At 64.5% G+C, this 24,734-nt stretch carries 29 protein-coding genes; 20 read left to right on the top strand and 9 right to left on the bottom strand.

All coding sequences use genetic code 11. From position 1 onward, the window contains the following. Nucleotides 1-244: 244 nt before the first annotated feature. The 7 genes from flhF (at nucleotide 245) to J0O65_RS25530 (ending at nucleotide 6,077) form a co-directional block, all read left to right on the top strand. Nucleotides 245-1,585 (top strand): flagellar biosynthesis GTPase FlhF, encoded by a 1,341-nt coding sequence (flhF, locus tag J0O65_RS25500; RefSeq protein ID WP_215409949.1) that lies wholly within the window; start codon nucleotides 245-247, stop codon nucleotides 1,583-1,585. Further along, entirely contained in the window at nucleotides 1,578-2,441 is an 864-nt protein-coding gene (locus tag J0O65_RS25505) for a MinD/ParA family ATP-binding protein (protein WP_152254603.1), read from the top strand. Before flhF ends, J0O65_RS25505 begins: the two co-directional genes overlap by 8 nt. Nucleotides 2,442-2,488: 47 nt before the next feature. Next, nucleotides 2,489-3,220 (top strand): RNA polymerase sigma factor FliA, encoded by a 732-nt coding sequence (locus J0O65_RS25510; RefSeq protein ID WP_100874149.1) that lies wholly within the window; start codon nucleotides 2,489-2,491, stop codon nucleotides 3,218-3,220. Beyond that, nucleotides 3,202-3,948 carry a flagellar motor protein gene (locus J0O65_RS25515; protein WP_152254605.1) on the top strand — a complete coding sequence of 249 codons (747 nt, stop codon included), beginning with the start codon at nucleotides 3,202-3,204 and terminating at the stop codon, nucleotides 3,946-3,948. Before J0O65_RS25510 ends, J0O65_RS25515 begins: the two co-directional genes overlap by 19 nt. Nucleotides 3,949-3,953: 5 nt before the next feature. Beyond that, nucleotides 3,954-4,733: a flagellar motor protein MotD gene (gene motD / locus J0O65_RS25520; protein ID WP_215410128.1), complete on the top strand. Its 780-nt coding sequence runs from the start codon at nucleotides 3,954-3,956 to the stop codon at nucleotides 4,731-4,733. Nucleotides 4,734-4,795: 62 nt separating this feature from the next. Further along, on the top strand, nucleotides 4,796-5,158 hold the full coding sequence (locus J0O65_RS25525; RefSeq protein WP_215409950.1) for a translation initiation factor Sui1: 363 nt from the start codon (nucleotides 4,796-4,798) through the stop codon (nucleotides 5,156-5,158). A gap of 73 nt (nucleotides 5,159-5,231) precedes the next feature. Then, a complete protein-coding gene (locus J0O65_RS25530; RefSeq protein WP_215409951.1) occupies nucleotides 5,232-6,077 on the top strand; it encodes a hypothetical protein in 846 nt (281 codons plus the stop codon). Nucleotides 6,078-6,120: 43 nt separating this feature from the next. Here the strand turns inward: J0O65_RS25530 and J0O65_RS25535 are convergent, their stop codons facing one another. The 3 genes from J0O65_RS25535 to flgA all read right to left on the bottom strand — a co-directional run bounded on the left by J0O65_RS25535 (nucleotide 6,121) and on the right by flgA (nucleotide 7,712). Next, the gene (locus tag J0O65_RS25535) at nucleotides 6,121-6,588 is read right to left on the bottom strand and encodes a flagella synthesis protein FlgN (protein WP_215409952.1); all 468 of its coding nucleotides are present in this window, start codon (nucleotides 6,586-6,588) and stop codon (nucleotides 6,121-6,123) included. Nucleotides 6,589-6,596: 8 nt separating this feature from the next. Then, nucleotides 6,597-6,905 (bottom strand): flagellar biosynthesis anti-sigma factor FlgM, encoded by a 309-nt coding sequence (gene flgM, locus J0O65_RS25540; protein WP_034787161.1) that lies wholly within the window; start codon nucleotides 6,903-6,905, stop codon nucleotides 6,597-6,599. Nucleotides 6,906-7,016: 111 nt separating this feature from the next. Continuing rightward, the gene (gene flgA / locus J0O65_RS25545) at nucleotides 7,017-7,712 is read right to left on the bottom strand and encodes a flagellar basal body P-ring formation chaperone FlgA (RefSeq protein ID WP_215409953.1); all 696 of its coding nucleotides are present in this window, start codon (nucleotides 7,710-7,712) and stop codon (nucleotides 7,017-7,019) included. Between the two features lie 191 nt (nucleotides 7,713-7,903). Here flgA and flgB point away from each other — a divergent pair, with 191 nt between their 5' ends. The 13 genes from flgB (at nucleotide 7,904) to J0O65_RS25610 (ending at nucleotide 20,770) form a co-directional block, all read left to right on the top strand. Then, nucleotides 7,904-8,356, top strand: a complete 453-nt coding sequence (gene flgB, locus J0O65_RS25550; RefSeq protein WP_215409954.1) for a flagellar basal body rod protein FlgB — start codon at nucleotides 7,904-7,906, stop codon at nucleotides 8,354-8,356. A gap of 2 nt (nucleotides 8,357-8,358) precedes the next feature. After that, nucleotides 8,359-8,760, top strand: a complete 402-nt coding sequence (gene flgC, locus J0O65_RS25555) for a flagellar basal body rod protein FlgC (RefSeq protein WP_071075845.1) — start codon at nucleotides 8,359-8,361, stop codon at nucleotides 8,758-8,760. 15 nt (nucleotides 8,761-8,775) lie between these two features. Continuing rightward, a complete protein-coding gene (locus J0O65_RS25560; protein WP_215409955.1) occupies nucleotides 8,776-9,471 on the top strand; it encodes a flagellar hook assembly protein FlgD in 696 nt (231 codons plus the stop codon). A 53-nt stretch (nucleotides 9,472-9,524) separates the two neighbouring features. Continuing rightward, the gene (locus J0O65_RS25565; protein ID WP_215409956.1) at nucleotides 9,525-11,072 is read left to right on the top strand and encodes a flagellar hook protein FlgE; all 1,548 of its coding nucleotides are present in this window, start codon (nucleotides 9,525-9,527) and stop codon (nucleotides 11,070-11,072) included. Nucleotides 11,073-11,147: 75 nt separating this feature from the next. Next, nucleotides 11,148-11,891, top strand: a complete 744-nt coding sequence (locus J0O65_RS25570; RefSeq protein WP_046685936.1) for a flagellar basal body rod protein FlgF — start codon at nucleotides 11,148-11,150, stop codon at nucleotides 11,889-11,891. Between the two features lie 72 nt (nucleotides 11,892-11,963). Beyond that, the gene (flgG, locus tag J0O65_RS25575; RefSeq protein WP_034754070.1) at nucleotides 11,964-12,746 is read left to right on the top strand and encodes a flagellar basal-body rod protein FlgG; all 783 of its coding nucleotides are present in this window, start codon (nucleotides 11,964-11,966) and stop codon (nucleotides 12,744-12,746) included. Between the two features lie 50 nt (nucleotides 12,747-12,796). Then, the gene (locus J0O65_RS25580) at nucleotides 12,797-13,447 is read left to right on the top strand and encodes a flagellar basal body L-ring protein FlgH (RefSeq protein WP_215409957.1); all 651 of its coding nucleotides are present in this window, start codon (nucleotides 12,797-12,799) and stop codon (nucleotides 13,445-13,447) included. Between the two features lie 2 nt (nucleotides 13,448-13,449). Then, complete coding sequence (locus J0O65_RS25585) at nucleotides 13,450-14,565, top strand: flagellar basal body P-ring protein FlgI (RefSeq protein ID WP_251373994.1); 1,116 nt, start codon at nucleotides 13,450-13,452, stop codon at nucleotides 14,563-14,565. Between the two features lie 10 nt (nucleotides 14,566-14,575). Then, nucleotides 14,576-15,502 (top strand): flagellar assembly peptidoglycan hydrolase FlgJ, encoded by a 927-nt coding sequence (flgJ, locus tag J0O65_RS25590; protein WP_215409958.1) that lies wholly within the window; start codon nucleotides 14,576-14,578, stop codon nucleotides 15,500-15,502. Between the two features lie 89 nt (nucleotides 15,503-15,591). Continuing rightward, complete coding sequence (gene flgK / locus J0O65_RS25595) at nucleotides 15,592-17,559, top strand: flagellar hook-associated protein FlgK (protein ID WP_215409959.1); 1,968 nt, start codon at nucleotides 15,592-15,594, stop codon at nucleotides 17,557-17,559. A 49-nt stretch (nucleotides 17,560-17,608) separates the two neighbouring features. After that, nucleotides 17,609-18,850 (top strand): flagellar hook-associated protein FlgL, encoded by a 1,242-nt coding sequence (flgL, locus tag J0O65_RS25600; RefSeq protein ID WP_215409960.1) that lies wholly within the window; start codon nucleotides 17,609-17,611, stop codon nucleotides 18,848-18,850. A gap of 168 nt (nucleotides 18,851-19,018) precedes the next feature. Beyond that, complete coding sequence (locus J0O65_RS25605) at nucleotides 19,019-19,462, top strand: MarR family winged helix-turn-helix transcriptional regulator (RefSeq protein ID WP_215409961.1); 444 nt, start codon at nucleotides 19,019-19,021, stop codon at nucleotides 19,460-19,462. A 48-nt stretch (nucleotides 19,463-19,510) separates the two neighbouring features. Beyond that, nucleotides 19,511-20,770, top strand: coding sequence for an MFS transporter (locus J0O65_RS25610; RefSeq protein WP_215409962.1), 1,260 nt, complete (start codon nucleotides 19,511-19,513; stop codon nucleotides 20,768-20,770). Nucleotide 20,771: 1 nt separating this feature from the next. On the opposite strand, the gene fliR is transcribed toward J0O65_RS25610, so the two are convergent. From fliR to fliM, 6 genes are read right to left on the bottom strand one after another with little or no spacing between them, the layout of a single operon-like run. Beyond that, nucleotides 20,772-21,617 (bottom strand): flagellar biosynthetic protein FliR, encoded by an 846-nt coding sequence (gene fliR / locus J0O65_RS25615; protein WP_215409963.1) that lies wholly within the window; start codon nucleotides 21,615-21,617, stop codon nucleotides 20,772-20,774. 16 nt (nucleotides 21,618-21,633) lie between these two features. Then, nucleotides 21,634-21,903, bottom strand: a complete 270-nt coding sequence (gene fliQ, locus J0O65_RS25620) for a flagellar biosynthesis protein FliQ (protein WP_034754044.1) — start codon at nucleotides 21,901-21,903, stop codon at nucleotides 21,634-21,636. Between the two features lie 10 nt (nucleotides 21,904-21,913). Continuing rightward, nucleotides 21,914-22,690 (bottom strand): flagellar type III secretion system pore protein FliP, encoded by a 777-nt coding sequence (fliP, locus tag J0O65_RS25625; RefSeq protein ID WP_215409964.1) that lies wholly within the window; start codon nucleotides 22,688-22,690, stop codon nucleotides 21,914-21,916. Then, nucleotides 22,680-23,264: a flagellar biosynthetic protein FliO gene (gene fliO, locus J0O65_RS25630; RefSeq protein WP_215409965.1), complete on the bottom strand. Its 585-nt coding sequence runs from the start codon at nucleotides 23,262-23,264 to the stop codon at nucleotides 22,680-22,682. Before fliO ends, fliP begins: the two co-directional genes overlap by 11 nt. Further along, on the bottom strand, nucleotides 23,261-23,695 hold the full coding sequence (fliN, locus tag J0O65_RS25635; RefSeq protein WP_034754038.1) for a flagellar motor switch protein FliN: 435 nt from the start codon (nucleotides 23,693-23,695) through the stop codon (nucleotides 23,261-23,263). The genes fliO and fliN overlap by 4 nt, the downstream gene beginning before the upstream one ends. A 49-nt stretch (nucleotides 23,696-23,744) precedes the next feature. Beyond that, complete coding sequence (fliM, locus tag J0O65_RS25640) at nucleotides 23,745-24,731, bottom strand: flagellar motor switch protein FliM (RefSeq protein WP_034754035.1); 987 nt, start codon at nucleotides 24,729-24,731, stop codon at nucleotides 23,745-23,747. Nucleotides 24,732-24,734 lie beyond the last annotated feature (3 nt).

Genomic DNA, 24,734 nt, shown 5'->3' on the forward strand with positions numbered 1-24,734 from the left:
AGGCCCGCCGGGTCTGACCCCGGCCCTTGCTTTTGCTCAAATAAACATCAATTTCCTGCTGGCAAACTGAATAACGGGGACTTTCCCGTCCTGTTCCTTCGATCATTTCCTGTAAGCATCGCTAATAATGGAAACTGTCCGGGTGATCTGTGTCCATGTGGAAGACAGCACTCAAGCAACAGGAGTCGACGATGGTCACACAGTTCAGCCAGTATTGCGCCACCCCCGCCTTGGGAGGCCGGTCATGAATGTGAAGAAATTCACGGGCGCCTCGTCGCGCGATGCGCTGCGCAAGGTGCGCGAAGCGCTGGGCCCCGATGCCGTGATCCTGTCGAACCGCCAGGCCGACGGCGTGGTGGAGATCCTCGCGCTGGCCAATGACGATGCCGCTTCGCTGGCGTCGCCGCCGGCCGCGTCCGAAATGTCGCAGCCCCGTCCCCAGTTGCAGACCCAGTTCGCCACGCCGCAGCGTCCGGCCGCCCCGGCCCAGCGCCCGGCCCAGCGCCCGGCCGCGCCACGTCCTGCCGCACCGCGCCAGACAGCCGGCGAGCCAGTGGACATGGCCCGCATGCAGCAGATGATGGCCAGCGCGCTGGCGCACGTCAAGGAAAACGCCGCCGCCGAAATGAGCGGCATGATGAATGAAATCCGCGCCATGCGCGGCATGATGGAAACCCAGCTGGCGGAAATCTCCTGGGGTTCGACGCAGCAGCGCGAGCCGCAAAAAGCCGTCGTGCTGCGCGAAATGCTGGCCGCCGGCTTCTCGGCCAGCCTGGCGCGCTACCTGATCGACAAGCTGCCGGCCGGCCTCGACGGGGCGCAAAGCATGCGTTGGATCAAGACGGTCCTGAGCCGCAACCTGAACACGGTCGCCAATGAAGACGCCATGCTGGAGCAGGGCGGCGTGTTTGCCCTGGTCGGCCCGACGGGCGTCGGCAAGACCACCAGCACGGCCAAGCTGGCGGCCCGCTGCGTGATGCGCCACGGCCCGGAAAAGCTGGCGCTGATCACCACGGACGCCTATCGTATCGGCGCGCACGAACAATTGCGCATCTACGGCAAGATCCTCGGCGTGATGGTGCATTCGGTGAAGGACGAGGCGGACTTGCGCATCGCCCTGAAGGAACTCAAGAACAAGCACACGGTGCTGATCGATACGGTGGGCGTGAGTCAGCGCGACCAGATGGTGACGGAACAGGTGGCCATGCTGTCGGGCGCCGACGCCGACGTGAAGCGCCTGCTGTGCCTCAATTCCACGGCCACGCAGGAAACCCTCAATGAAGTGGTGCGCGCCTACCAGGGCAGCGGCCTGGCCGGCTGCATTATGACCAAGCTCGATGAAGCGGCGTCGATCGGCAATGTGCTCGACGTGGTGATCCGCCAGAAACTGAACCTGTTTTATGTGTCGAACGGCCAGCGCGTGCCGGAAGACCTGTACCTGGCCGACCGCGGCTACCTGATCGACCGCGCCTTCAAGCTCAAGCGCGATGCGGCGGCCACGCAGTTTTCCGATGCCGAACTGCCGCTCTTGATGGCGCAGGCGGCCGCCCGCAACAATGAAGCGCGCGGGGTGCGCCTTGGCTAATTTCGATTTCGACCAGGCCGAAGGCCTGCGCCGCATGCTGGCCGGCCCGCAGCCGCGCGTCATGACATTTTTATCGGCCACGCCGCAGGATGACAAGGGCGCCATGCTGGTCAACCTGGGCGCCTCGCTGGTCTACGGCGGCAATGACGTGCTGCTGCTCGACGCCAGCGGCGGCGGCGATGGCGTGGCTGCGCGCCTGGGATTGGCGCACGGCGCCAGCCTGCGCGACGTGGCGCGCCAGCAGTGCGGCTTGAACCAGGTCATCCACCAGGTGCCGCAAGGCTTCGGCGTGGCCAGCCTGGGCGCGCGCAACCACCTGATGGACAGCATGGATTACGCTTCGGCCGACGAGTTGCGCCGCCTGGGCAAGACCTTCGACGTGCTGGCGCGCCAGAGCGGCATCGTGCTGGTCGACGGCGTCGTGGCCGACGAGGGCGATTGCTTCCCCGTGCCGCTGATGGCCTCTTCCGATATCGTCGTGCAGGTCTCGACCAGCGCCACCTCGATCAAGGCGGCGTACTGCCTGATCAAGCGCCTGAGCCAGGAACTGGGACGCCGTCCGTTCGGCATCCTCGTCACCGGCGCTTCCGAATCCGAGGCAAAAGTGGTTTACGATAATATGGCGCAGGCGGCAAGCCGCTACCTGGCCGTGAAGCTGACCTCGATGGGGTCGGTGCCTGCCGATGAATATCTGCACCGCGCGGCGCGCCTGGGCCGCAGCGTGGTCGATGCCTTTCCGCTGGCGGGAGCGTCGGTGGCGTTTCGCGGACTGGCCGAGCGGCTGGCTCGTTCGGCGGCGCCGGTGCTCGGCGGCACCTTGTACCAGACGGGGAGCCCGCATCAGTTCAGCGCCTGACACCCACCGCGGCACCAGATAAAAGATGAGAAAACAATAAGCAGCCTATGTACACGGTCAAAGGGAAATCGAACAAGGACTATTTGCTGACGGAGCACATTCCGCTGGTGAAGCGTCTGGCGCACCATATGAAGGCGAAATTACCGCCTTCGGTCGAGGTCGATGACCTGATCCAGGCCGGCATGATCGGCCTGCTCGATGCCATCAGCCGCTATGAAGAGACGCATGGCGCGCAGTTCGAGACGTATGCCGTGCTGCGCATCCGCGGCGCCATGCTCGATGAATTGCGCACCAGCGACTGGCTGCCGCGCAGCATGCGCCAGAACATGCGCAAGATCGAGGAAGCGATGAGCATCCTGCAGCAGCGCCTCGGCCATCCGCCGACGGAGTCGGAAGTGGCGAAACTGCTGAAAATGTCGCTGGCCGACTACCAGGAAATGCTGGGCGACGGCGGCGGCCACCAGCTGCTGTATTACGAAGATTTTCATGACCCGGACGGCAATGACAGCTTCCTCGACCGCCACTGCGTGGACGAGGACAGCGACCCCTTGCGCTCCCTGCTCGATACCGATTTCCGGCAATCCGTGATCGATGCCATCGACGCGCTGCCGCCACGCGAGAAAATACTCATGGGCCTGTATTACGAAGAAGAGCTGAACCTGAAGGAGATCGGCGCGGTGATGGGCGTGTCCGAATCGCGCGTCTCGCAGCTGCATACCCAGGCCGTCGCGCGCCTGCGCGCAACCTTGAGGGAGCTGGCGTGGACTGGTCCAGCGTAATCGGGCTGGCGCTGGCGCTGGCGGGCCTGCTGGTCGGCCAGGCACTGGAAGGCGGCAAGATGGCCTCATTGCTGCAGCCGGCCGCCTTTGCCATCGTCATCATCGGCACCTTCGGCGCCGTGCTGCTGCAAACGCGGCTGCGTACTTTTGTCCGCGGCCTGGAAATGCTGCGCTGGGTGTTCCTGCCGCCGCCCGACACGCGCGCCGCGCTGGCGCGCGACATCGGGCTATGGAGCCTGACGGCGCGCCGCGACGGCCCGCTGGCGCTCGAGCGCCTGATGGAAAACACGGCCGACCGCTTCAATGCCAAGGGCTTGCGCATGATCGTCGACGGCATCGCGCCCGACAAGCTGCGCCAGCTGCTCGACGTGGAAATCTCCGCCTATGAAATGGCCGAGCGGCAGGCCGTCAAGGTGTGGGAATCGGCGGCCGGCTATTCGCCCACCATCGGCATCCTGGGCGCCGTGCTGGGCCTGATCCACGTGATGGAAAACCTCACCGACCCGAGCAAACTGGGCAGCGGCATCGCCGTGGCCTTCGTTTCCACCATCTATGGCGTGGGCCTGGCCAACCTGCTGTTCCTGCCGGTGGCGAACAAGCTCAAGGCCATCGTCTCGCGCAGGGTGCTGCAGTATGAAATCACGGCCGCCGTGCTGTACGACATCGCCACGGGCGACCACACGCGCATCATCGAAGAGCGCGTTTCCAGCCTGCTGCACGAGCACTGACCATGATGCGGCGCGCGCGCAGGAAATATGACGAGGAAGCGGACAACCAGGACCGCTGGCTGATCTCGTACGCCGACTTCATCACCCTGCTGTTCGCCTTCTTCGTCGTCATGTATGCGATTTCACAAGTCAACGAAGGCAAATACCGCGTCTTCCAGAACGCCATCGGCCAGGCCTTCAGCCTGGAAAAGGGCGCGCCGCCCATCATCATGGAAGCGCCGCAAGCCATTCCGCTGCCGAATCCCGCCCTGAAACGCCGCACGGAAGCCATCCGCCGCGAGCGCGAACACATGACGCGCCTGGCGCAGGACCTCACATCCACGCTGGCGCCGCTGGTCAAGGAAGGCAAGGTGCGGGTGACGCAGACGAGCCGCGGCGTGAGCGTGGAAATCAATGCCAGCGTGCTGTTCGACCCGGGCGCGGCGCGTTTGACGGCGGAGTCGGACCAGGCCCTGCGCGCCGTCGCCGTGCTGCTCAAGGATGACACGCACGACGTGCAGGTGGAAGGGCATACGGACGTGCAGCCGATCAGCAATTCGAACTTTGCCTCGAACTGGGAATTGTCGGCCGCGCGCGCCAGCGCCGTGGTGCGCCTGTTCATCGCCAGCGGCGTCAAGGCGTCGCGCCTGACGGCCGTGGGCCACGCCGACAACATCCCAGTGGCGCCGAACGCCACGCCGGAAGGGCGCGCGCGCAACCGCAGGGTCGCCGTGACGATTCTCTCCGGCATCCCCGAAACGGTGACGGAAGTGCCGACGCCGCCCGTCGCACCGGCACCTGACTAGCGGGGGCTGACCCCAGCATTGCTTGGTACAATCGCGGCCTTCTTCCTTTTTCGCTCTCGATCATGAAAAGCAGTTCCCAGGGCGGTCTCGTCTACTCCACCGAAACGGGCCGCATGTGTCCCGCCTGCCGCCAGCCGCTGGCGCAGTGCGCATGCAAGGCGCAGGCGAAGGCGGCGCCCGCGGGCGACGGCGTGGTGCGCGTATCGCGCCAGACCAAGGGCCGCGGCGGCAAGAGCGTCACCGTGGTCAAGGGCTTGCCGCTGGACGCCATCGCGCTGGCCTTGCTGGGCAAGCAGCTACGCACGCAGTGCGGTTCGGGCGGGACGGTCAAGGATGGCGTGATCGAAGTGCAGGGCGACCATGTGGACGCCATCCTGGCCGCGCTGAGCAAGCTGGGGCACCAGCCGAAAAAGGCTGGCGGCTGAGCGCGTGGAGGCGTGCGGCACGTCGCCGCGCGCCTGTGGTAACGTGCGCTTCCCGTCCACGCGCATCCTCGCCATGAACGTCACATTCACCAGCATCGCCATCGCCGCCGCCATCTTGGCGGGGCTGGCGTGCGCGTACTGGCCGGCGCCCGACGGCGCCGCGCCAGCCGTCGCCGCCGGCGCGCCGGCGGGACGCAGCCTGGCGTCGTATCTGGCGATCGATGCCAGCCCCGTCGCCGCCGCCGCGCCCGTTCCCGTGACGCTCGCGCAGCGGCTCGAACGCCTGGGCGCCAGCGGCAAGCCGGAAGACGCGTATGCGGCCTACAACCTGCTCGACGACTGCATCGTCTTCCAGCGCGAAAGCCGCTTGCCCGGGCTGGAGTTCGAGCTGGGGCGCGAGATGACGGCGGAAGAAAAGGCCGCCCGGCAGCAGCTGTGCGCGGGCCTGACGCAGCGCCAGCGCGAGGATCGCCTCGGCTACCTGGCCGCCGCCGCGAAGGCGGGCGTGCCCGGTGCCGCCACGCTGTTCCTGTCGGAAGGGCCGTTCGGCGACCGCAGCGCGCTGCGCAACCGTCCCGACGATCCGCTAGTGCAGGCATGGAAGCGGCAAGCCATAGCCCAGCTGACGGCGCAGGCGGACGAGGCGGAACTCTCCAGCGTGGCGACCCTGATGATGGCGTATCTGCGCGATGGCGACGTGGTGCGCAAGGATGCGCCGCAAGCGTATGGCTACCTGCTGGCCTTGCGCCAGGTCTACGACGACATCCTGGCGCCTGGCGTGACGAATCCGTACCAGGATGAATACTGGCACTGGCTGCAGGATGAACTGACGCCGGAGCAGCAGGCGGCCGCCAGCGCCAGGGCGCAAGCCATCGCGGCGAAGTACCGCCAGCATGCGGGGCGTCCCGCGCATGGCTGAGCCTGCCGGAGTATTGCTGTTAATTGTGCTTAACTAGGGGAAATCAGCCGATGACGACGCGCCGGCTGGCCGTGTTCGTCGTCGCCTGGCCGCTGGGGCCGTAGAAATTGCCGCTCTGGGCCGGGGGGCGCATGGCGTTCAAGGCGCCTTGCGTGTGCAGCATGTGTTTGTTGACGAGCAGGCTGTTCAGGCGGTTCTGTTCCTTCGCTTCGCGCGTCGTGGCCAGCAGGGCTTTCCACAGGGAGGCCGCTTCGGCATCATTGGCGCCGACCAGCCAGTCTTCCATGCCCGCTTCGGCGGCCGTGTAGCCCGCCGCCGCCAGCGCCTGGTGGCGTTGCGCCGCCAGCTGGCTCAGTTGCCCGACGAGCGCCGTCTTGCGCGCCGTGAGCTCCGCGATCGCATCGATGTCAGCCGCAACCAGATGCCGCTGTTCTTCTTTCATCAATGCCAGCAATGTGGTCATGAGCTGTTGCTCGTCGCGCAGGCTGGAAAACGGAGTCACTGATTGCATGAGGAAACCTATCTATTTCGTGAGTGCAGCAAGTCCTTGACCGTGTCGAGGAGACCGTCCGCCACTTTTTCTGAGTTGACCTGGAACTGGCCGTCGGCGATCGCCAGCTTGATGCGTTCGACTTTTTTCGTGTCGAACACGGCGCCGCTGCCGGCAGTTGCACTGGCCGCCAATGCCTGTCCTTGCGGCGACAGGCGTACATTGTCCGACGTCGTCGGCGTTGCCTGGGCTTTCTCGGCATTCCGGGCGCCGGAGGTACTCGCGGGCGCCACCGGCAGGCCGGGATTGCTTTTAATGGTGTTGTCGGTAATTTTCACAGCGTGATCCTCGTCTGGTCGAAGTCAAGAAACTCCGGAATATGTGTCTATATCGGCAGCTTTTGCCGAAACTTTAGTGCGCCAGACCAGAATATCGCTGTCCATCCGTGTTTAAAACGCCACCTCCACCAGGCCGCCTGCGCGCGCCACGCCGCTGATCTGCTGGCCGCTCTGCGTGCGCACCTGCACCGTCTGGCCATCGCCGGCGCTGCCGATGGCGCGTCCTTCTGATGCCACCTGGAAACCGTTGCCACTGGAAACGACGCGCACCAGCTGGCCCTGCATCACCACCGGCTTGCGGCGCAGGGTGTCGAGACGCATCGGCGTACCGGGCGGCAAGGAAATAGTCGTGCTGGCGCCCACCACCTGGGCCACGTCGGTGGCGATGCCTGCCGGCAATGCGGCCAGGTCGCCCTGCATCGTCAGCAGCTGGCTGGCGTCGATGGCTTGCCCTTGCGCCAGCGGCACGGCGCTGGCCACGTAGTCGCCGACGACGGCCACGTTCGCTTGCACATAAATGGTCCAGTTGGAGGGCGCCGTGCAGCGCACGCCCACGGTGGTCTTGCCCCAGGCGCGCGCGCCCGGCGCCATGAACGCTTGCGGCGCGGGGCAGGCGGCCAGGTTCAGGCGCGGGTCGACGGCGCCGACGGTGACCGTCACCTTGCCCGGCAAGCCGTTGCTTTGCACCTGCAGGAACTGTTCCACGCTGTTGCGCAGCGCTTCCGGCGTTTGCCGGCCTGCGTTTTGCGCCTGGGCAAGCAGTGGCAGCGCGGCAAGAGCAAGGAAGAAAGCGAGCGGTGTTTTCATGTTGATAGGCCTCTGGAATAGTGCCATGATAGTGCGCGCCGCCCCGTTCGAAGCGCCGATTAAGGGGTAAAAGTATGGTCTGATCCGGCGATGGCCGTGCCGGTGCTCACCTTACTATGTTTCCTGTCATCACTAATCCGCCATCCTTCCGCCATCTCGGGCGCCAGTGGCAGATCTTTCCGGAGCCTGACATGATAGGGAAACTCGACGATTACATGCGCTTCAACGAGACGGCGCTGAGCCTGCGCTCGACGCGCCAGGAATTGCTCGCCTCGAATATCGCCAATGCCGACACGCCCAACTACAAGGCGCGCGACGTCGATTTCGCCGCCGCCCTGAAGGGGGCGATGGCGCGCAAGGACGGTGTGCCGCCCGCGCTGAAGGGCACGGCGCCGCAGCACATGCCGGGCAAGGGCGTGGCCGCGTCCGCAGGCAGCGGCACGGGCGGCAAGGTCGAGACCCTGGCCGACGGCACGCCGCTGCTGTACCGCGCGCCGGCCCAGGGCGCCGTCGATGGCAATACGGTGGATATGGACCTCGAGCGCAACGCCTTTGCCGACAACGCCATCCGCTACGAGGCGGCCGTGACGTTCCTCAATTCGCAGATCAAGGGCATGCTGACGGCCATCCAGGGAGGACAATAATCATGTCGCTATTTAATATCTTCAATGTCTCCGGTTCGGCCATGAGCGCCCAGGCGCAGCGCCTGAACACGGTGGCCAGCAACCTGGCCAATGCCGACAGCGCCACCAGCGCCACGGGCGAAGCCTACCGCGCCAAGCAGGTGGTGTTCGAGGCCGTGCCCATGGCCAACGGCGCCACGGCCGTCAAGGTGCAGAAGGTGATCGAAGACCCGTCGCCGATGAAGCTGGTCTACGACCCGAAGAACCCGCTGGCCGACGAGAAGGGCTACGTCACCATGCCCAACGTGAATACGGTCGACGAGATGGTCAACATGCTGTCGGCCTCGCGCTCGTACCAGACCAACGTGGAAACCATGAACGCGGCCAAGTCGCTGCTCCTGAAAACCCTTACCCTCGGCCAGTAAGGCTGACTGATCATTATGGCAACCATCGATACGAGCACCTCCGTCACCACCGACCTGATGGCGACGATGAATCCGAAGAAGACGACGGCCGCCGCAGGCAGCGTCGAGGCGGAAACGAACAAATTCCTCACCCTGCTGGTCACCCAGCTGAAGAACCAGGACCCGATGAATCCGCTGGACAATGCGCAACTGACGAGCCAGCTGGCGCAACTGTCGACGGTGACGGGCGTCAACAAGCTCAACACGACCCTGGAAACCCTCAAGACCAGCTACCAGCAAGCCGAATCGATGCAGGCGGCCAACATCATCGGCCACGGCGTGTTGACGGCGGGCAAAGATATCAACCTGAGCAAGAGCGCCGCCTTGCTGGGCGTGGACCTGGCCACGGCCGCCGACAAGGTCAAGGTCATCATCTACAAGGATGGCAAGGAAGTTCATTCGATCGACCTGGGCGCGCAGGAAGCGGGCACCTTGCCGCTGGGCTGGAACGGTTCCACTGGCGACCTCGACAAGGACGGCAAGCCGGTCGTGCTGGCCGACGGCGCGTATACCTTCACGGTGGAAGCGACGCGCGGCGGCACCAAGCTCAAGGATGCGACGGCGCTGATGTTCGGTTCGGTCGCCAGCGTGTCGACGGGCGCGAATGGCGTGAAATTGAATGTGCCGGGCGTGGGCAGCATCACCATGGCCGACGTGAAACAGATTCTGTAAGCCGCTTACCCTGAGCGTGACCCTCTACCCCTAATTTCTACCAGGAGAACACAATGTCTTTCCAACAAGGCTTGAGCGGCTTGAATGGCGCCGCCAAATCGCTGGACGTCATCGGCAACAACATCGCCAACTCGTCGACCGTGGGTTTCAAGCAGTCGCAGGCCCAGTTCGCTGACATCTATGCCAACTCGCTGTATGGCGTGGGCGGCAACCAGGCGGGGATCGGCGTGTCGGTCTCGCAAATCGCCCAGCAATTTAACCAGGGCAACCTGGAAACGTCGTCGAATCCGCTCGACATCGCCATCAATGGCGGCGGTTTCTTCCGTACCAGCGTCAACGGCGCCATCCAGTACTCGCGCAACGGCCAGTTCCAGGTCGACAAGAGCGGCTTCATCGTCAACGCCCAGCTGGCGCAGTTGACCGGCTATGCGGCCGACGCCAACGGCAAGATCGTCGCCGGCGCCGTCGTGCCCCTGCAGATCGACCAGTCGGACATGAAACCCCAGGCAACGACCAAGGTCGACACGCAAGTCAACCTCAATTCGAACACGGCCATGCCGACCACGGTGCCGTTCAAGATCGGCGACGACACCACGTACAGCAAGCAGTTTCCCGTTGAAGTCTTCGATTCGCTGGGCAATTCCCACATCATGTCGAATTTCTATGTCAAGACGGGCACCAATACCTGGGACGTCTACTCGGCCGTTGACGGCACGGAAGTGACCAGCATGAAGGTCGCGGCCGCTCTGCAGACGGACCCCGCCTCGCTGGCCGCGCGCGCCGCCTACCAGGCCGCCGCCACGGCCGTGCCGCTGGTGCCTGCCAACGTGACGGCCGCCGCCGTCGCCTATGGCAATGCGGTCGGCGCCGCCGTCTCGGCAGCCGCCGCCGCCGCGGGCGCCACGCCGGCGCAGCTGGCCGCCATCGCCGCCACCTACGGCAGCGCCGTGCCGAATGGCATCAACTCGAGCCGTACGCCCGACCAGATCGACGCCGCCATCCGCGCCGTGACGACGGTGCCAGCCGTCAAGACCGGTTCGCTGGTCTTCAACACGGTCGGCAGCCTGGACCGGGCCGCCATGCTGGCCCTGACGCCGCCGCAAACCTTGCCCGTCACCGTCAACCTGCCGATCTTCCCGGCCACGGGCGCCAATCCGACCCTGTCGGTGCAGGTCGATTTCAGCAAATCGACCCAGCTGGGCACCGCCACGGCGGAAAAGAAAACGGAAGCGGACGGCTACAAGGCGGGCCAGTTGAGCCAATTCATCGTGGGCGACGACGGCGTCATCCAGGGCCAGTACAACAATGGCAAGACGCGCGCCCTGGGGCAGGTGGTGTTGAGCAACTTTACCAACCCGAACGGCCTGGAGCCGCTGGGCAACAACGCCTGGGTGGAAAGCTCGGCTTCGGGCAAGCCCATCACGGGCGAGCCGAAGACTGGCACCCTGGGCAACTTGCGCGCCTCGGCCGTGGAAGTGTCGAACGTCGACCTGACGGCGGAACTGGTCAACATGATCACGGCCCAGCGCGCCTACCAGGCGAATGCGCAGACCATCAAGACGCAGGATTCCGTCCTGCAAACCTTAGTCAACCTGCGTTAATAGTACCGGGGTCAGACCCGCCGGGTCTGACCCCAGCTTTCTGCCTTGGGTTGAAAGCAACAGGAGAAATAAAACATGGACCGTCTCATCTACACCGCCGGCTCGGGCGCCAAGCACATCCTGGACAAGCAGGCGACCACGGCGAACAACCTGGCGAACGCCACCAGCACGGGTTTCCGTGCCCAGCTCGACTCGTTCCGCGCCGTGCCCGTGGTGGCCGACGGCATGATGCCGACGCGCGCCTTCGTCGTCGATTCGACGGTCGGTTCCGATTTCACGCAAGGTCCCATGCAGCACACGGGCCGCGCGCTCGACGTGGCCGTGGAAAACGCGGGCTGGATCGCGGTGCAGTCGGCCGACGGTTCCGAAGCCTACACGCGCAACGGCGCCCTGAAGCTGAATGAAAACGGCATGCTGCAGACGCAGTCGGGCCTGATGGTGCAGGGCGATACGGGGCCGATGGCGATTCCGCCCGGCGTGACGGTGGCCATCGCCAGCGACGGCACGGTGGGCACGATTTCCACCGACGTGCCGCCTGGCCCATCGACGGTGCTGGGGCGCATCAAGCTGGTCAACCCGCCCGAGCAGCAACTGGTGCGCGGCGACGACGGCCTGTTCCGCCTGAAGGACGGCACGGTGGCGCAGGCCGACCAGGCCGTCAAGCTGACCACGGGCGCGCTGGAAGGCAGCAATGTCAGCCCCGTCGACTCGATGGTCAGCATGATCGCCCTGGCGCGCCAGTTCGAAACGCAAATGAGCTTGTTGAAGAATGCCGAGAATAACGCGGCGAAAGCCACCCAGATCCTTGCTTTGAATTGATGGGAGCCACCGCATAATGGTCACATAGAAATAGTCTACAGGGCTGGTTAGCACTGTTATTGGAGAAAAATCATGATTCGTTCCCTTTGGATTGCCAAGACCGGCCTGGAAGCGCAGCAGACGCAGATGGACGTGATCGCCAATAACCTGGCCAACGTCAGCACCACGGGCTTCAAGAAGTCGCGCGCCGTGTTCGAGGACTTGCTGTATCAAAATGTGCGCCAGCCGGGCGCGCAATCGTCGCAGCAGACCCAGCTGCCATCGGGCTTGCAGATCGGCACCGGCGTGCGCACCGTGGCCACCGAACGCATCCATACGCAGGGCAATCCCCAGGCTTCCGGCAATTCGCGCGATGTGATGGTCAACGGCACGGGCTTTTTCCAGGTGCTGATGCCGGACGGCGCCACCGCCTATACGCGCGACGGCTCGTTCCAGACGGATGCCAACGGCCAGCTCGTCACCTCGGAAGGCTTCGTCATCCAGCCCGCCATCACCGTGCCGACGAATGCGCTGAGCCTGACCGTGGCGCGCGACGGCACCGTCTCCGTCACCCTGCCCGACACGGTGGCGCCATCGCAGATCGGCTCCCTGCAACTGACCACTTTCGTCAATCCGGCCGGCCTGGAATCGAAGGGCGAAAACCTGTACATGGAAACGGGCGCCTCCGGCGTGGCGCAAACCAACACCCCGGGCACGAACGGCGCCGGCGTGCTGATGCAGGGCTACATCGAGACGTCGAACGTCAACGTGGCCGAGGAAATGGTCAACATGATCCAGACGCAGCGCGCCTACGAGATCAACAGCAAAGCCATCACCACATCCGACCAGATGCTGCAGAAACTGTCGCAACTTTAATTTTCATCGTCGTCATGCCATCCGCCGCCGGATGGCAGCGGAGGTTCGCCATGCAATACCCCATCATCGCCCTGTTGTCCGCAGTTCTGTTGTCCGGCTGCGCCATCACGCCTACGTCCATCGTGCAATATCCGACCAGCACGCGCGCGCCGATGCCGGAGCCGGTGGTCGTCAACAACGGTTCCATCTACCAGCCATCGACCTACCGTCCCGCCTTCGAAGACCGCCGCGCGCGCCACGTGGGCGACACCATGACGATCGCCATCACCGAGCGCACGAATGCCGTCAAGGCGGGCGCCAGTTCCGGCAACAAGTCGGGCAGCGTGGGCTTTTCCACGCCGGGCTTCGCCCAGGGCCGCCTGGGTGGCACCGTCTCGGCGAATGGCGCGACGAAATTTGCCGATGGCGACAACCAGTCCGCCAGCAACACGTTTTCCGGCACGATCGGCGTGACGGTGATCGAGGTATTGCCAAACGGTAATCTCATCGTCGCCGGCGAAAAGCAGATCGCCATGAACAAGGGCACGGAATTCATCCGCTTCTCGGGCATGGTCAATCCGGACACCATCGGCACGGGCAACGTCGTGCCATCGACCCAGGTGGCCGAGGCGCGCGTCGAATACCGCACCAACAGCCAGATCGACCGCGCCGAAATGGCCTCGATGGCGTCGCGCTTCTTCCTCAGCCTGCTGCCATTCTGATCATGGCCACGTTGACCTTCCCCCGTTTTCTCGCCATCTGCGGCCTGGCTTGCTCCCTGCTGGCGCCCGTGGCGCAGGCCGAGCGCATCAAGGACCTGGCCAGCATCGCCGGCGTGCGCCAGAATCAGCTGATGGGTTATGGCCTCGTCGTCGGCCTCGACGGCAGCGGCGACCAGACCACGCAAACCCCGTTCACCATCCAGAGCGTGGCGGCGATGCTGCAGCAGCAGGGCATCAATTTGCCGCAAGGCACCAGTTTGCAGCTGAAAAACGTGGCTGCCGTGATGGTGACGACGGCCTTGCCCGCGTTTGCCCAGCCGGGCCAGTTGCTCGATGTGACGGTCTCGTCGATGGGCAATGCGAAAAGCTTGCGCGGAGGCACCTTGCTGATGACCCCCTTGAAGGGCGCCGATGGCCAGGTGTATGGCATGGCGCAGGGCAACGTGCTGGTCGGCGGCGTGGGCGCGCAGGCGGCCGGCAGTTCCGTCGTCATCAATCACCTGAGCGTGGGCCGCATCTCGGGCGGCGCGACGGTCGAGCGCAGCGTGCCTTCGGCGCTGGGCGCCAACAACACCATCCGCCTGGAATTGAACGCCACCGATTTCGCCACCGCCAGCCGCGTGGTCGACGCCATCAACAGCCGCTACGGCGCCGGCACGGCCGCCGCGCTCGATGGCCGCGTGATCCAGGTGCAGTCGCCCAGCGGCAGCGACCAGCGCGTGTCCTTCCTGGGCCAGCTGGAAAGCATCGAAGTCAATCCGGCCCGCCTGGCGGCCAAGGTCATCATGAATGCGCGCACCGGTTCGGTCGTGATGAACCAGTCCGTGACTCTGGAAACGTGCGCCATTTCGCATGGCAACCTGTCCGTCACCATCAATGTCGAGCCGCAGGTGAGCCAGCCGGCGCCCCTGTCGGGCGGGCGCACGGTGGTCACGCAGACGGCGCAGATCGATATCAAGAAGGAACCGGGCAAGGTCATGCTGGTCAAGGGCGGCGCCTCGCTGTCCGACGTGGTCAAGGCCCTCAACGCCATCGGCGCCTCGCCGCAAGACTTGCTGGCCATCCTGCAGGCGATGAAGGCGGCCGGTTCGCTGCGCGCCGAACTCGAAATCATTTGATGGGTACGCCATGATCAGCCAAACCGACCTCAGCAATACCGCCGCCTATGACGTGAAAGGCATGGATGGCTTGCGCCAGTCCGCCAAGGCGAAGGACCCCGCCGCCCTGAAAGAGGCGGCCACGCAATTCGAAGCCATGTTCATCAACATGATGATGAAAAGCATGCGCGAAGCGACGCCGCAGGACGGCATCATGGATAGCCAGCAAAGCAAGATGTACACCTCGATGCTGGACCAGCAGACGAGCCAGAACCTGGCCAAGCGGGGCACGGGCCTGGCTGACGTGCTGATCCGGCAGCTGTCGTCGTCGAACCAGGCGCTGGCCGCCGATGGCGCCGAAGCGCCGTCGCCCCGTTCCTCGAGCATGGCGCAGGCGCTGGCCGCGTTCCGCCAGCAGCAGGGCGCTCTCGCCGAGGGGGCGGGCGGCGCCAGCGGCGCCGGCAAGACGCTGAGCGACAAGGCCAACGCCACGCAGGCGCCGCACGTGCGCGCCTTCCAGGAAAAGCTGGGCGTGCATGCGGAAGAAGCCAGCCGCGCCACCGGCATCCCGGCCAAGTTCATGCTGGGCCAGGCGGCGCTGGAAACGGGCTGGGGCAAGCGCGAAATCATCAGCCGCGACGGCAGCAGCAGCCACAACCTGTTCGGCATCAAGGCGTCGGCTGACTGGAAGGGCAAGGTCACGGAAGCCGTCACGACGGAGTATGTGAATGGCAAGGCGCAGCGCAAGGTGGAAAAATTCCGCGCCTACGACAGCTATGCGGACAGCTTCAAGGATTATGCGCAGTTAATTACCAACAACAAGCGCTACGAAAAAGTGCTGGCCAGCGCGGGCGACGCCAGCAGTTTCGCCCAGGGCTTGCAGAAAGCCGGCTACGCGACGGACCCGAATTACGCTGCCAAATTGACAAAAATTATCAAGCATTCGCTGGTCGGTTAAGCCGCGCCCCCATCCTTGTGCAAGCCGCGCCGCTTCAAGTTTTCGCCGCGGCTGCCGTAAATACATTTGACGGTAACCAATAAGACACCATGACTTCGAATCTACTCAGCATCGGTAAGAGCGGTTTGCTTGCAGCGCAGGTGGGCCTGTCGACGACCGGGCATAACATCACCAACGCCAACGTGGACGGTTACAACCGCCAGGTGGTGCTGCAGCAGACGGCGCAGTTCAACAATGCCGGCTATGGCTTCGTTGGCAATGGTACCGAGGTCTCGCAAATCAAGCGCCAGTACGACGGCTTCATGGCGGCCCAGGTGAATGGCGCACAGGCGACCACCAGTTCGCTCGACGCGTATTACACGCAGATCAGCCAGATCGACAATATGCTGGCCGACCCGACGGCCGGGCTGTCGCCGGCGATGGCCGATTTCTTCAAGGGCGTGCAGGATTTCAGCTCGAATCCCTCGTCCGTGTCGTCGCGCCAGGCATTGCTGTCGAGCGCCAACTCGCTGACGGCGCGCTTCCAGGGCCTCAGCGCGCGCCTGACGGAAATCGGCGACGGCGTCAATTCGCAGATCACGTCGAACGTGAAGGTGATCAATTCCTACGCCAAGCAGATCGCGGAACTCAATACCGCGATCACCAACCTGACCGTGAATGAAAGCAATCAGCCCAACGATTTGCTGGACCAGCGCGACCAGTTGATCACGGAGCTGAACAAATACGTCAAGGCAACGGTCCAGCCTGGCGCCGGCAACTCGATTACCGTCTCGATCGGCTCGGGCCAGCCGCTGGTGGTGGGCGACAAGAACTTTGAACTGGCGACCACGCCGTCGCCGACGGACCCGAACCGCCTGGACGTCGGTTATGTGACGGGCACGAGCGTCACCAAGCTGTCGGAAAGCTCCCTCAGCGGCGGCGCGCTGGGCGGCTTGCTGGAATTCCGCAGCGGCAGCCTGGACCGCATCCAGAATTCGCTGGGCAAGGTCGCCATCGCACTGGCCTCCACCTTCAATGAGCAGCACAAGCTGGGCCAGGACTTGAATGGCGACATGGGGACCGACTTCTTCAAGTTGCCCGATCCCGTCATCGGCGCCGACTACCGCAACAACGCGACCAGCACGACGGTGCTGTCGGCCAAGGTCAGCGATCCGACCAAGCTGACGGCCAGCGACTATGCCGTCAAGTACGACGGCGCGAATTATGTGGTGACGCGCCAGAGCGACGGCGCGAAAACCACCATCAATCCATATCCGCAAACGGTGCCGCAAACCATCGACGGCGTGGATTTCTCGATCACGGGCACGGCTGCCGAAGGCGACAACTTCATGGTCAGGCCGACGGCCCACGGCGCGTCCGACCTGGCCGTGGCGATTACCGACCGCAACAAGCTGGCCGCCGGCGCGCCGATCGCCACGGGCGCGCCCGTCAGCAACACGGGCAGCGGCAAGCTCGGCGCAGGCAGCGTGGACAAGGCCTATTTAGCGCCGGGCAACGCCTTGACGGGCACCGTCACCTTGACGTACGACAAGGCGACCACCTCGCTGTCGGGTTTTCCCGCGGGCCAGGCCGTGACCGTGAAAGGCTTGAACGGCGCCACCACCACGTATCCGGCCGGCACGGCGAACATCCCGTACACGGAAGGCGACAGCTTCAGCTTTGGCGGCATCAACGTCAACATGACGGGCGCGCCGGCGCAGGGCGACAAATTCACCATCGCGCCGAACTCGGGCGGCGTGGGCGACAACCGCAATGCGGTCTTGCTGGCGGGCTTGCAGACGAAAAACATTCTCGACGGCGGCAAGGCCACGTTCCAGGGCTCGTACGCGGAAACCGTCAGCTATGTCGGCAACAAGACGCGCGAAGTGCAAGTGAGCGGCCTGGCCAGTCTTGCCTTGTTGCAACAGACCAGCACGCAACAGCAGGCCGTTTCCGGCGTCAACCTCGATGAAGAGGCGGCCAACCTGCTGCGCTACCAGCAAGCCTACCAGGCTTGCGGCAAGGTCATGCAGATCGCCAGCACCCTGTTCGACGTGGTCATCGGCCTTGGACGTTAATTATTCAAGCGGCGGCGCATAGCGCGCCGCCATCAGGAAGGACAGCATCATGCGCATCAGTACCAAAATGATCTATGACGCGGGCAGCACGCAGCTGAACAATCTGCAGGGCGCGTTGAACCGCACCCAGATGCAGCTGTCGGCCAACCGCCGCAACCTGACGCCGGCCGACGACCCGATCGCCTCGGCGCGCGCGCTGGAAGTGACGCAGTCGCAATCGATCAATACGCAATTCGTGACGAACCGCTCGAACGCCAAGAATTTCCTGTCGCAGGAAGAGCTGGCGCTGGCCAGCACCACCTCGCTGATCGCCGACGTGCAGGACCTGGTGCTCAAGGCCGGCAATCCGGCATTGAAGGATATCGACCGCCAGAGCCTGGCCACGGAGCTGCAGGGACGCCTGACGGACCTGCTGGGCATCGCCAACACGTCCGACAACGCGGGCGGCTACCTGTTCGGCGGCTACAAGTCGACGACGCAGCCGTTCAGCCAGACGCCGGGCGGCGCCACCTACGTGGGCGACCAGGGTCAGCGCGAGCTGCAGGTCGGCTCGGCCCGCTACCTGGCCACCAGCGACTCGGGCGCGACCGTGTTCGAGAACAATTTGACGGGCAATGGCAAGTTCACCACGGCCCCCGACCCGGGCAACTTCACGCGCGGCGGCGCCGGCATCATTTCCGGCGGCACCGTGACCGATCCCACCAAATTGACGGGGCACAAGTACTCGATCGATTTCCAGGTGACGGGCACGGGCACCGCTGCCGTCACGACCTATACCGTGACGGACGTGACCCTGGGCCAGACCATCCCGAATCCCGCCGTGCCGGTGCCCTACAAATCGGGTGACGCGATTAACTTTGACGGCCAGCAAGTCAATATCGCGGGCAAGCCGGCCGACCTGGACAAGTTCACCCTGGAGCCCAGCGGCAAGGAATCGATCTTTACCACCATCACCAACCTGATCGGCGCGCTGGGCCAGCCGGCCTCGGGCGACGCGGGGCAGGCGCGCCTGACGGCCAGCCTGAACGCGGCGCACGATATCCTCGATACGGCCTACGACAATGTGCTGTCCGTGCGCGCGGAAGTCGGTTCGCGCCTGAAGGAACTCGACACGCTCGACAGCGCCGGCGACGACCTCGACCTGCAATATGCGAGCACCCTGTCGGGCTTGCAGGACCTGGACATGGTGAAGGCGATTTCCCTGTTCAGCCAGCAGCAGATCACCTTGCAGGCGGCGCAAAAGTCGTTCACTTCCATGTCAGGCCTGTCGTTGTTCAATTACATCAGCTAAGCGGCCGGCATCGGCAGGATGACCGGCAAGCCGGGGCAGGGAGGACATCTCCCGCCCCGGCTTTTTTGCGTCCGTCATCTGGCCATGCCGACAAGATGCACAGGCAAACTGTGCAGTCTACCTGCGCATATGTTATAGTAGCGTCTGTTGATCCACCACACGGCCGCCATGAGCACCCCGCAAGAAGAACACGAACACGTATTGCAACTGGCCGGCGAATTGCGCATCCTGGTCGGCAAGTTGCGTCGCCGCCTGCGCGAAGAGGCGCACCTGGGCGACGTCAGCATGTCGCAGGCCTCCGTGCTGAGCCGTCTTGAACGCGACGGCCCGGCCACGGCCAGCAGCCTGGCGCGCGCCGAAGGCATGCGTCCGCAGTCGATGGCCGCCACCGTGCAAGCCTTGACCGAGGCGCGGATGGTGACGGGCTCGCCCGATCCGCTGGACGGACGGCAAACCATCCTGACCCTGACGGACAGCTGCCGCGCCTGGATCGCGGCCAGCCGCGCCGCGCGCGAAGACTGGCTGGCGCGCACCATTGAAACTCGGCTCACGCCGGACGAAGTCACCGAACTGAATCATGCGGTGGCCCTGCTCAAACGCTTGGCGGAGTGATCCGCTGATTTTTCCACCACGACCCCGGCAAGGAGCCCGCACGCCCAGATGAACAACACCTTCCGTTCGCTACGCATACCCAATTACCGTATCTGGGCCGGCGGCGCCCTCGTGTCGAATATCGGCACGTGGATGCAGCGCACGGCGCAGGATTGGCTGGTGCTGAGCGAATTGACGCAGCACAATGCCAGCGCCGTCGGCATCGTCATGGCCTTGCAATTCGGCCCGCAACTGCTGTTGCTGCCCCTGACGGGCATGGCGGCCGATTTGCTGGACCGGCGCAAGCTGTTGCTGTGCACGCAAGCGGCCATGGGGGTGCTGGCGCTGGGCCTGGGCTTGCTGTGCATCAGCGGGCTGGTACAACTGTGGCATGTGTATGTGTTTGCTTTCCTGCTGGGCTGCGTGACGGCCTTCGATGCGCCCGTGCGCCAGACTTTTGTTGCCGAACTCGTCGGCGAGGAAGACTTGACGAACGCCGTGGCGCTCAATTCCACCTCGTTCAATGCGGCGCGCATGCTGGGCCCGGCCGTGGCCGGCTTGCTCATCAGCAGTGTCGGCAGCGGCTGGGTCTTCATCATCAACGCCGTCTCGTTTGCGGCCGTGATCGGTTCGCTGTTGCTGCTGCGCGTGGAATTGCTGCGCCGCGCACCGCGGTTGAAGGCCACGCGCGCCAGCCTGGGCGAGGGTTTCCGCTACGTGCGCCAGCGGCCCGACCTGATGGCCATCCTGCTGATGCTGTTCTTGATCGGCACCTTCGGCCTGAACTTCCCGATTTTCCTGTCGACCATGTCCGTGACGGCCTTCCATGCGGGCGCCGGCCAGTATGGCGTGCTCAGTTCCGTGATGGCTTGCGGCTCCGTGGCCGGCGCCCTGCTGGCGGCCGGGCGCGGCCAGCCCACCCTGGCCTTGCTGCTGGGCGCGGCCGCGCTGTTCGGCCTGGCTTGCGCGCTGGCCGCCGTGATGCCCAATTACTGGCTGTTCGGCATGATGCTGGTGGTCATCGGCATCGCCGCGCAAACCTTTACCACCAGCGTCAACAGCAGCGTGCAACTGTCGACGGCGCCCGCCATGCGGGGCCGCGTGATGGCCATCGTGCTGGCCATCTCGGCCGGCGGCACGCCGCTGGGCGCGCCCATCGTGGGCTGGGTGGCCGACACCTTCGGCCCGCGCTGGGCGCTGGGCATAGCCGCCCTGTCGGGCCTGGCGGCGGCGCTGGTCGGCGTGCACTACCTGGTCAGACATCACCAGTTGCGTTTGAACGCAGACCCGCGGCGCTGGCGCGTGGCGCTCGGCAGCGACCAGCGCTGAGTTAGCGTGCCGGCGCGGCCGGGCGCAAGGGGTTCGGCGGCGCGGGCGGCGGCGGCCGGTCGCGCGTGGCAAAGCCGCGCGGCAGCAGGCGCGCCGTTTCTATGCCGCGCAGGAACATGTTCTGGAAGGGCGTGGCCAGGTAGGGCAGGACCATGCTGATCACCAGCAAGCCCACGCCCAGGGTGACGGGGAAGCCGATACCGAAGATGTTCAGCTGTGGCGCGGCCCGCGTCAGAATGCCCAGCGCCACGTTGGTCAGCAGCAAGGCGGCGATGATGGGCAGCGCAATTTGCAGGCCGGAACGGAAGATTTCCCCGCCCCAGGCCGCCAATTGCTGGAAACCGCCGCCGCTGATGGGGCTCGAGGAAATCGGCAGGCTGACAAAGCTTTCCGCCAGCGCCGCCAGCAAGACCAGGTGGCCGTTGACCGTCAAAAACATCAAGGTGGCCAGCATGACGAGGAACTGGCTGATGGCGGACGACCTGCCCTTGGTTTGCGGGTCGAAGAACGAGGCGAAGCCCAGGCCCATGGTGAGACTGCTGAGTTCGCCGGCCATTTCGATGGCGGAAAACACGATGCGGATGGAAAAGCCCATGGCCAGGCCCACCAGCATTTCCTGCGTGAGGATCAGCAGGCCGGGCAGGGACATCGGGTTGACGGCAGGCAAGGCCGGCACGGTAGGGGCGATGATCATGGCCAGCAGCGCGCCCAGGGTCACTTTCACGCTGGCGGGCACGGCCGCGTTGCCGAACAGGGGGGCGGCCGCGATCAGGCCGAGGATGCGGCTAAGCGGCCACAGCAGTGCTGCGATCCACGTGTTCAGTTCGATGCTGGACAGGGTCAGCATGGCAAGGACTGCGGCACTAGCCCACCAGGTTCGGGATGCCGGTAAACACCTGGCGCATGTAGTCGAGCATGACGGACAGCATCCACGGGCCCGCCACGACGATGGCGACGAAGATGCCGACCAGCTTGGGGATGAAGGACAGGGTCGCCTCGTTGATCTGCGTGGCCGCCTGGAAGATACTGACGATCAAGCCGATGATGAGGGCGACGAGCAGCATGGGCGCGGCCACCATCAGGGTGATTTCCATCGCGTGGCGGCCCAGGGTCATGACGCTTTCGGGTGTCATCGTCGTTCCCCTAGTAAAAACTCTGAGACAAGGAGCCCAGCAGCAACTGCCAGCCATCGACCAGCACGAACAGCATCAGCTTGAACGGCAGCGAGATCGTCGCCGGCGACATCATCATCATCCCCATCGACATCAGCACGCTGGCGACCACCATGTCGATGATCAGGAAGGGGATGAAGATGGCAAAGCCGATCTGGAACGCCGTCTTCAGTTCGCTGGTGACGAAGGCGGGCACGAGGATGCGCAGCGGCACGTCTTCCGGGCCTTGCAGGGCCGGCGAACGCGACATCTTGGCAAACAGGGCCAGGTCGGCCTGGCGCGTCTGCTTGAGCATGAAGGTTTTCAGGGGATCGACGCCCTTGTCCATCGCCTGCTGCATGGTGATCTTGTTTTCCTGGTACGGCTGATAGGCATCCGTGTAGATCTTGTCGAACACGGGGCCCATGACGAACAGGGTCAGGAACAGGGCCAGGCCCACCAGCACCTGGTTCGGCGGCGCCGATTGCGTGCCGATGGCCTGGCGCAGCAGGGACAGCACGATGATGATGCGCGTAAAGCAAGTCATCATCAGGAGGGCCGCCGGCAGGAAGGTGAGCGACGTCATCAGGATGAGCGTCTGCACCGGCAACGAGTAATTCTGCCCGCCGCCCGGCGCCGGCGTGCTGGTGAAGGCCGGGATGCCCGGTTCGGCCCAGGCCCACAGCGGCAAGGCCAGGGCGGCGGCCGCCAGCAGCCAGGTCAGGGGAGTCTTCAAGGTCGACCACGCCATCTGCTGCTTATTTCCCATGGCGTTTGTCGATGGTTTGTTTCAGCCACTCGGAAAAATTGGCGGCCGCGGGGCCGTTTTGCGCCGTGGCCAGCTGCGGCAACTCGCCTTCCTGGCGCGGCATGGTGGCCAGCGCGTTGATACGGCCGGGCGAGGCGCCGACGACGATCCACTGGTCGGCCACTTCGACGAGGACGATGCGTTCGCGTCCGCCCAGGTTGAGCGAGCTGACGACGCGCATCTTGTTGTTGCCACCCATGACCTTGGGGCCATAGCGCTTCATGAACCAGGCCAGGCCGATCAGGAGGGCCAGCACGAACACGAGCGCGAAGATGGTTTGCAGCAGGCTGCCTGCCGAGCTGGTCGGCGCCATCGTCATCGGTGCGCCGGCCGGCATGGCGGGCAGGGCGGCGGCAGGCGAGGTTGCGGATGCGGCGGCCGGCGCCGCTGGGGCGGTGGCTGTCTCGCTTGCCACGGTGACGGAAGCGCCGGCGGCGCTGGCCGCCGGCGCCGATGCGGTTGCCGGTTCGGCGTGCGCAATACTGCATGCCGCCAGGAGCGGCAGCACGGTGGAAATCAACAGGCCAGGCTTCATTTATTCAATTTTCGGATGCGTTCGGAAGGCGTGATGATGTCGGTCAGGCGGATGCCGAACTTGTCATTCACCACCACCACTTCGCCCTGGGCGATCAGGCAGCCGTTGACCAGCACGTCCATCGGTTCGCCGGCCAGGCCGTCGAGCTCGACCACGGAACCCTGCGCCAGTTGCAGCAGGTTCTTGATGGCGATCTTGGTGCGGCCCAGCTCGACCGTCAGCTGCACGGGGATATCGAGGATGAAATCGATATCGTTGTGCGTTTCCGACTTCGACGCCTGCTTGGAAAAGTCCTTGAACACGGCGGCGCTGGCCGCGCTGGCCGTATTGGCGGCCTGGTTCTGCAGCGCTTCGGCTTCCGCCTTGGCCTGCTCGGCAATGGCCGCGCCCCAATCGTCTTCCGCGCTTTGGTCGTCTTGGTTGTCAGACATGTGTTTCTCCTGTTGTACAGATGCGGGCCGCAGCGGCCCGGGTATTTATTTAGTGGTTATTCATGTTATCGGCGTTAGCCAGCAACTTTTCAACCTTCAGCGCATATTGTCCGTTCAACACGCCATACGTGCAATCCATCACGGGCACGCCGTCGACGGTGGCGGCGATCAGTTCGGGGATATTCAACGGGATGATGTCGCCCACCTTCATGTTCAGGATTTCGTCGAACGACACGCGCGCCGTGCCCAGCGAGGCCACCAGCTCGACTTCGGCGATCTGGATCTGCTGCGTCATCAGGCGGATCCAGCGCTTGTCCACTTCCAGCGCCTCGCCCTGCAGGCTCGAGGTCAGCGAATCGCGGATCGGTTCGATCATCGAATATGGCATGCAGAAGTGGATTTGTCCGGAAACGGAGCCCAATTCCACCGTAAACGTGGATGCCACCACCACCTCGTTCGGCGTGGCGATGTTGGCGAACTGCGTGTTCATTTCTGAACGGATATATTCGAACTCGACGGGGAAGACCGGCTCCCACGACTTGGTGTAGGCTTCGAAGACGATGTCGAGGATGCGCAGGATGATGCGCTGCTCCGTCTGCGTAAAGTCGCGCCCTTCGACGCGCGTATGGAAACGTCCGTCGCCGCCGAACAGGTTGTCGACCAGCAGGAACACGAGGCCCGGATCGAAGACCATCAGGGCCGTGCCGCGCAGCGGCTTCATGTGGACCAGGTTCAGATTGGTCGGCACCACCAGATTGCGGATGAATTCGCTGTATTTTGACACGCGCACGGAACCGACGGACACTTCGGCGCTGCGGCGCAGGAAGTTGAACAGGCCCACGCGCAGCAGCCGGGCGAAACGCTCGTTGATAATTTCCAACGTTGGCATCCGGCCGCGCACGATGCGCTCCTGGGTTGCCAGGTTGTAGGTACGAACTCCCGTGACGTCTTCCGGCGCCTGCGCGTCGTCCTGGTCTCCGTTGACGCCCTTCAGAAGGGCATCGACTTCTTCCTGGGAGAGGAAATTATCGGCCATGGC

Origin of the sequence: Janthinobacterium sp. JC611 (genome assembly GCF_018682595.1) — a bacterium.
In the GTDB taxonomy this organism is placed as follows: Bacteria; Pseudomonadota; Gammaproteobacteria; order Burkholderiales; family Burkholderiaceae_D; genus Janthinobacterium.

Excerpts from the sequence above, each read along its gene's own strand:
- J0O65_RS25530 (WP_215409951.1), top strand. The coding sequence starts at position 5,232 with ATGAACGTCACATTCACCAGCATCGCCATCGCCGCCGCCATCTTGGCG.
- J0O65_RS25585 (WP_251373994.1), top strand. The coding sequence starts at position 13,450 with ATGGCCACGTTGACCTTCCCCCGTTTTCTCGCCATCTGCGGCCTGGCT.
- motD (WP_215410128.1), top strand. The coding sequence starts at position 3,954 with ATGCGGCGCGCGCGCAGGAAATATGACGAGGAAGCGGACAACCAGGAC.
- J0O65_RS25535 (WP_215409952.1), bottom strand. The coding sequence starts at position 6,588 with ATGCAATCAGTGACTCCGTTTTCCAGCCTGCGCGACGAGCAACAGCTC.
- J0O65_RS25580 (WP_215409957.1), top strand. The coding sequence starts at position 12,797 with ATGCAATACCCCATCATCGCCCTGTTGTCCGCAGTTCTGTTGTCCGGC.
- J0O65_RS25610 (WP_215409962.1), top strand. The coding sequence starts at position 19,511 with ATGAACAACACCTTCCGTTCGCTACGCATACCCAATTACCGTATCTGG.
- flhF (WP_215409949.1), top strand. The coding sequence starts at position 245 with ATGAATGTGAAGAAATTCACGGGCGCCTCGTCGCGCGATGCGCTGCGC.
- fliQ (WP_034754044.1), bottom strand. The coding sequence starts at position 21,903 with ATGACACCCGAAAGCGTCATGACCCTGGGCCGCCACGCGATGGAAATC.
- J0O65_RS25565 (WP_215409956.1), top strand. The coding sequence starts at position 9,525 with ATGTCTTTCCAACAAGGCTTGAGCGGCTTGAATGGCGCCGCCAAATCG.
- flgK (WP_215409959.1), top strand. The coding sequence starts at position 15,592 with ATGACTTCGAATCTACTCAGCATCGGTAAGAGCGGTTTGCTTGCAGCG.
- J0O65_RS25525 (WP_215409950.1), top strand. The coding sequence starts at position 4,796 with ATGAAAAGCAGTTCCCAGGGCGGTCTCGTCTACTCCACCGAAACGGGC.
- fliR (WP_215409963.1), bottom strand. The coding sequence starts at position 21,617 with ATGCTGACCCTGTCCAGCATCGAACTGAACACGTGGATCGCAGCACTG.
- flgC (WP_071075845.1), top strand. The coding sequence starts at position 8,359 with ATGTCGCTATTTAATATCTTCAATGTCTCCGGTTCGGCCATGAGCGCC.
- J0O65_RS25570 (WP_046685936.1), top strand. The coding sequence starts at position 11,148 with ATGGACCGTCTCATCTACACCGCCGGCTCGGGCGCCAAGCACATCCTG.
- flgG (WP_034754070.1), top strand. The coding sequence starts at position 11,964 with ATGATTCGTTCCCTTTGGATTGCCAAGACCGGCCTGGAAGCGCAGCAG.
- fliN (WP_034754038.1), bottom strand. The coding sequence starts at position 23,695 with ATGTCTGACAACCAAGACGACCAAAGCGCGGAAGACGATTGGGGCGCG.
- flgA (WP_215409953.1), bottom strand. The coding sequence starts at position 7,712 with ATGAAAACACCGCTCGCTTTCTTCCTTGCTCTTGCCGCGCTGCCACTG.
- J0O65_RS25605 (WP_215409961.1), top strand. The coding sequence starts at position 19,019 with ATGAGCACCCCGCAAGAAGAACACGAACACGTATTGCAACTGGCCGGC.
- fliM (WP_034754035.1), bottom strand. The coding sequence starts at position 24,731 with ATGGCCGATAATTTCCTCTCCCAGGAAGAAGTCGATGCCCTTCTGAAG.
- flgL (WP_215409960.1), top strand. The coding sequence starts at position 17,609 with ATGCGCATCAGTACCAAAATGATCTATGACGCGGGCAGCACGCAGCTG.
- J0O65_RS25510 (WP_100874149.1), top strand. The coding sequence starts at position 2,489 with ATGTACACGGTCAAAGGGAAATCGAACAAGGACTATTTGCTGACGGAG.
- fliP (WP_215409964.1), bottom strand. The coding sequence starts at position 22,690 with ATGGGAAATAAGCAGCAGATGGCGTGGTCGACCTTGAAGACTCCCCTG.
- flgJ (WP_215409958.1), top strand. The coding sequence starts at position 14,576 with ATGATCAGCCAAACCGACCTCAGCAATACCGCCGCCTATGACGTGAAA.
- J0O65_RS25560 (WP_215409955.1), top strand. The coding sequence starts at position 8,776 with ATGGCAACCATCGATACGAGCACCTCCGTCACCACCGACCTGATGGCG.
- fliO (WP_215409965.1), bottom strand. The coding sequence starts at position 23,264 with ATGAAGCCTGGCCTGTTGATTTCCACCGTGCTGCCGCTCCTGGCGGCA.
- flgB (WP_215409954.1), top strand. The coding sequence starts at position 7,904 with ATGATAGGGAAACTCGACGATTACATGCGCTTCAACGAGACGGCGCTG.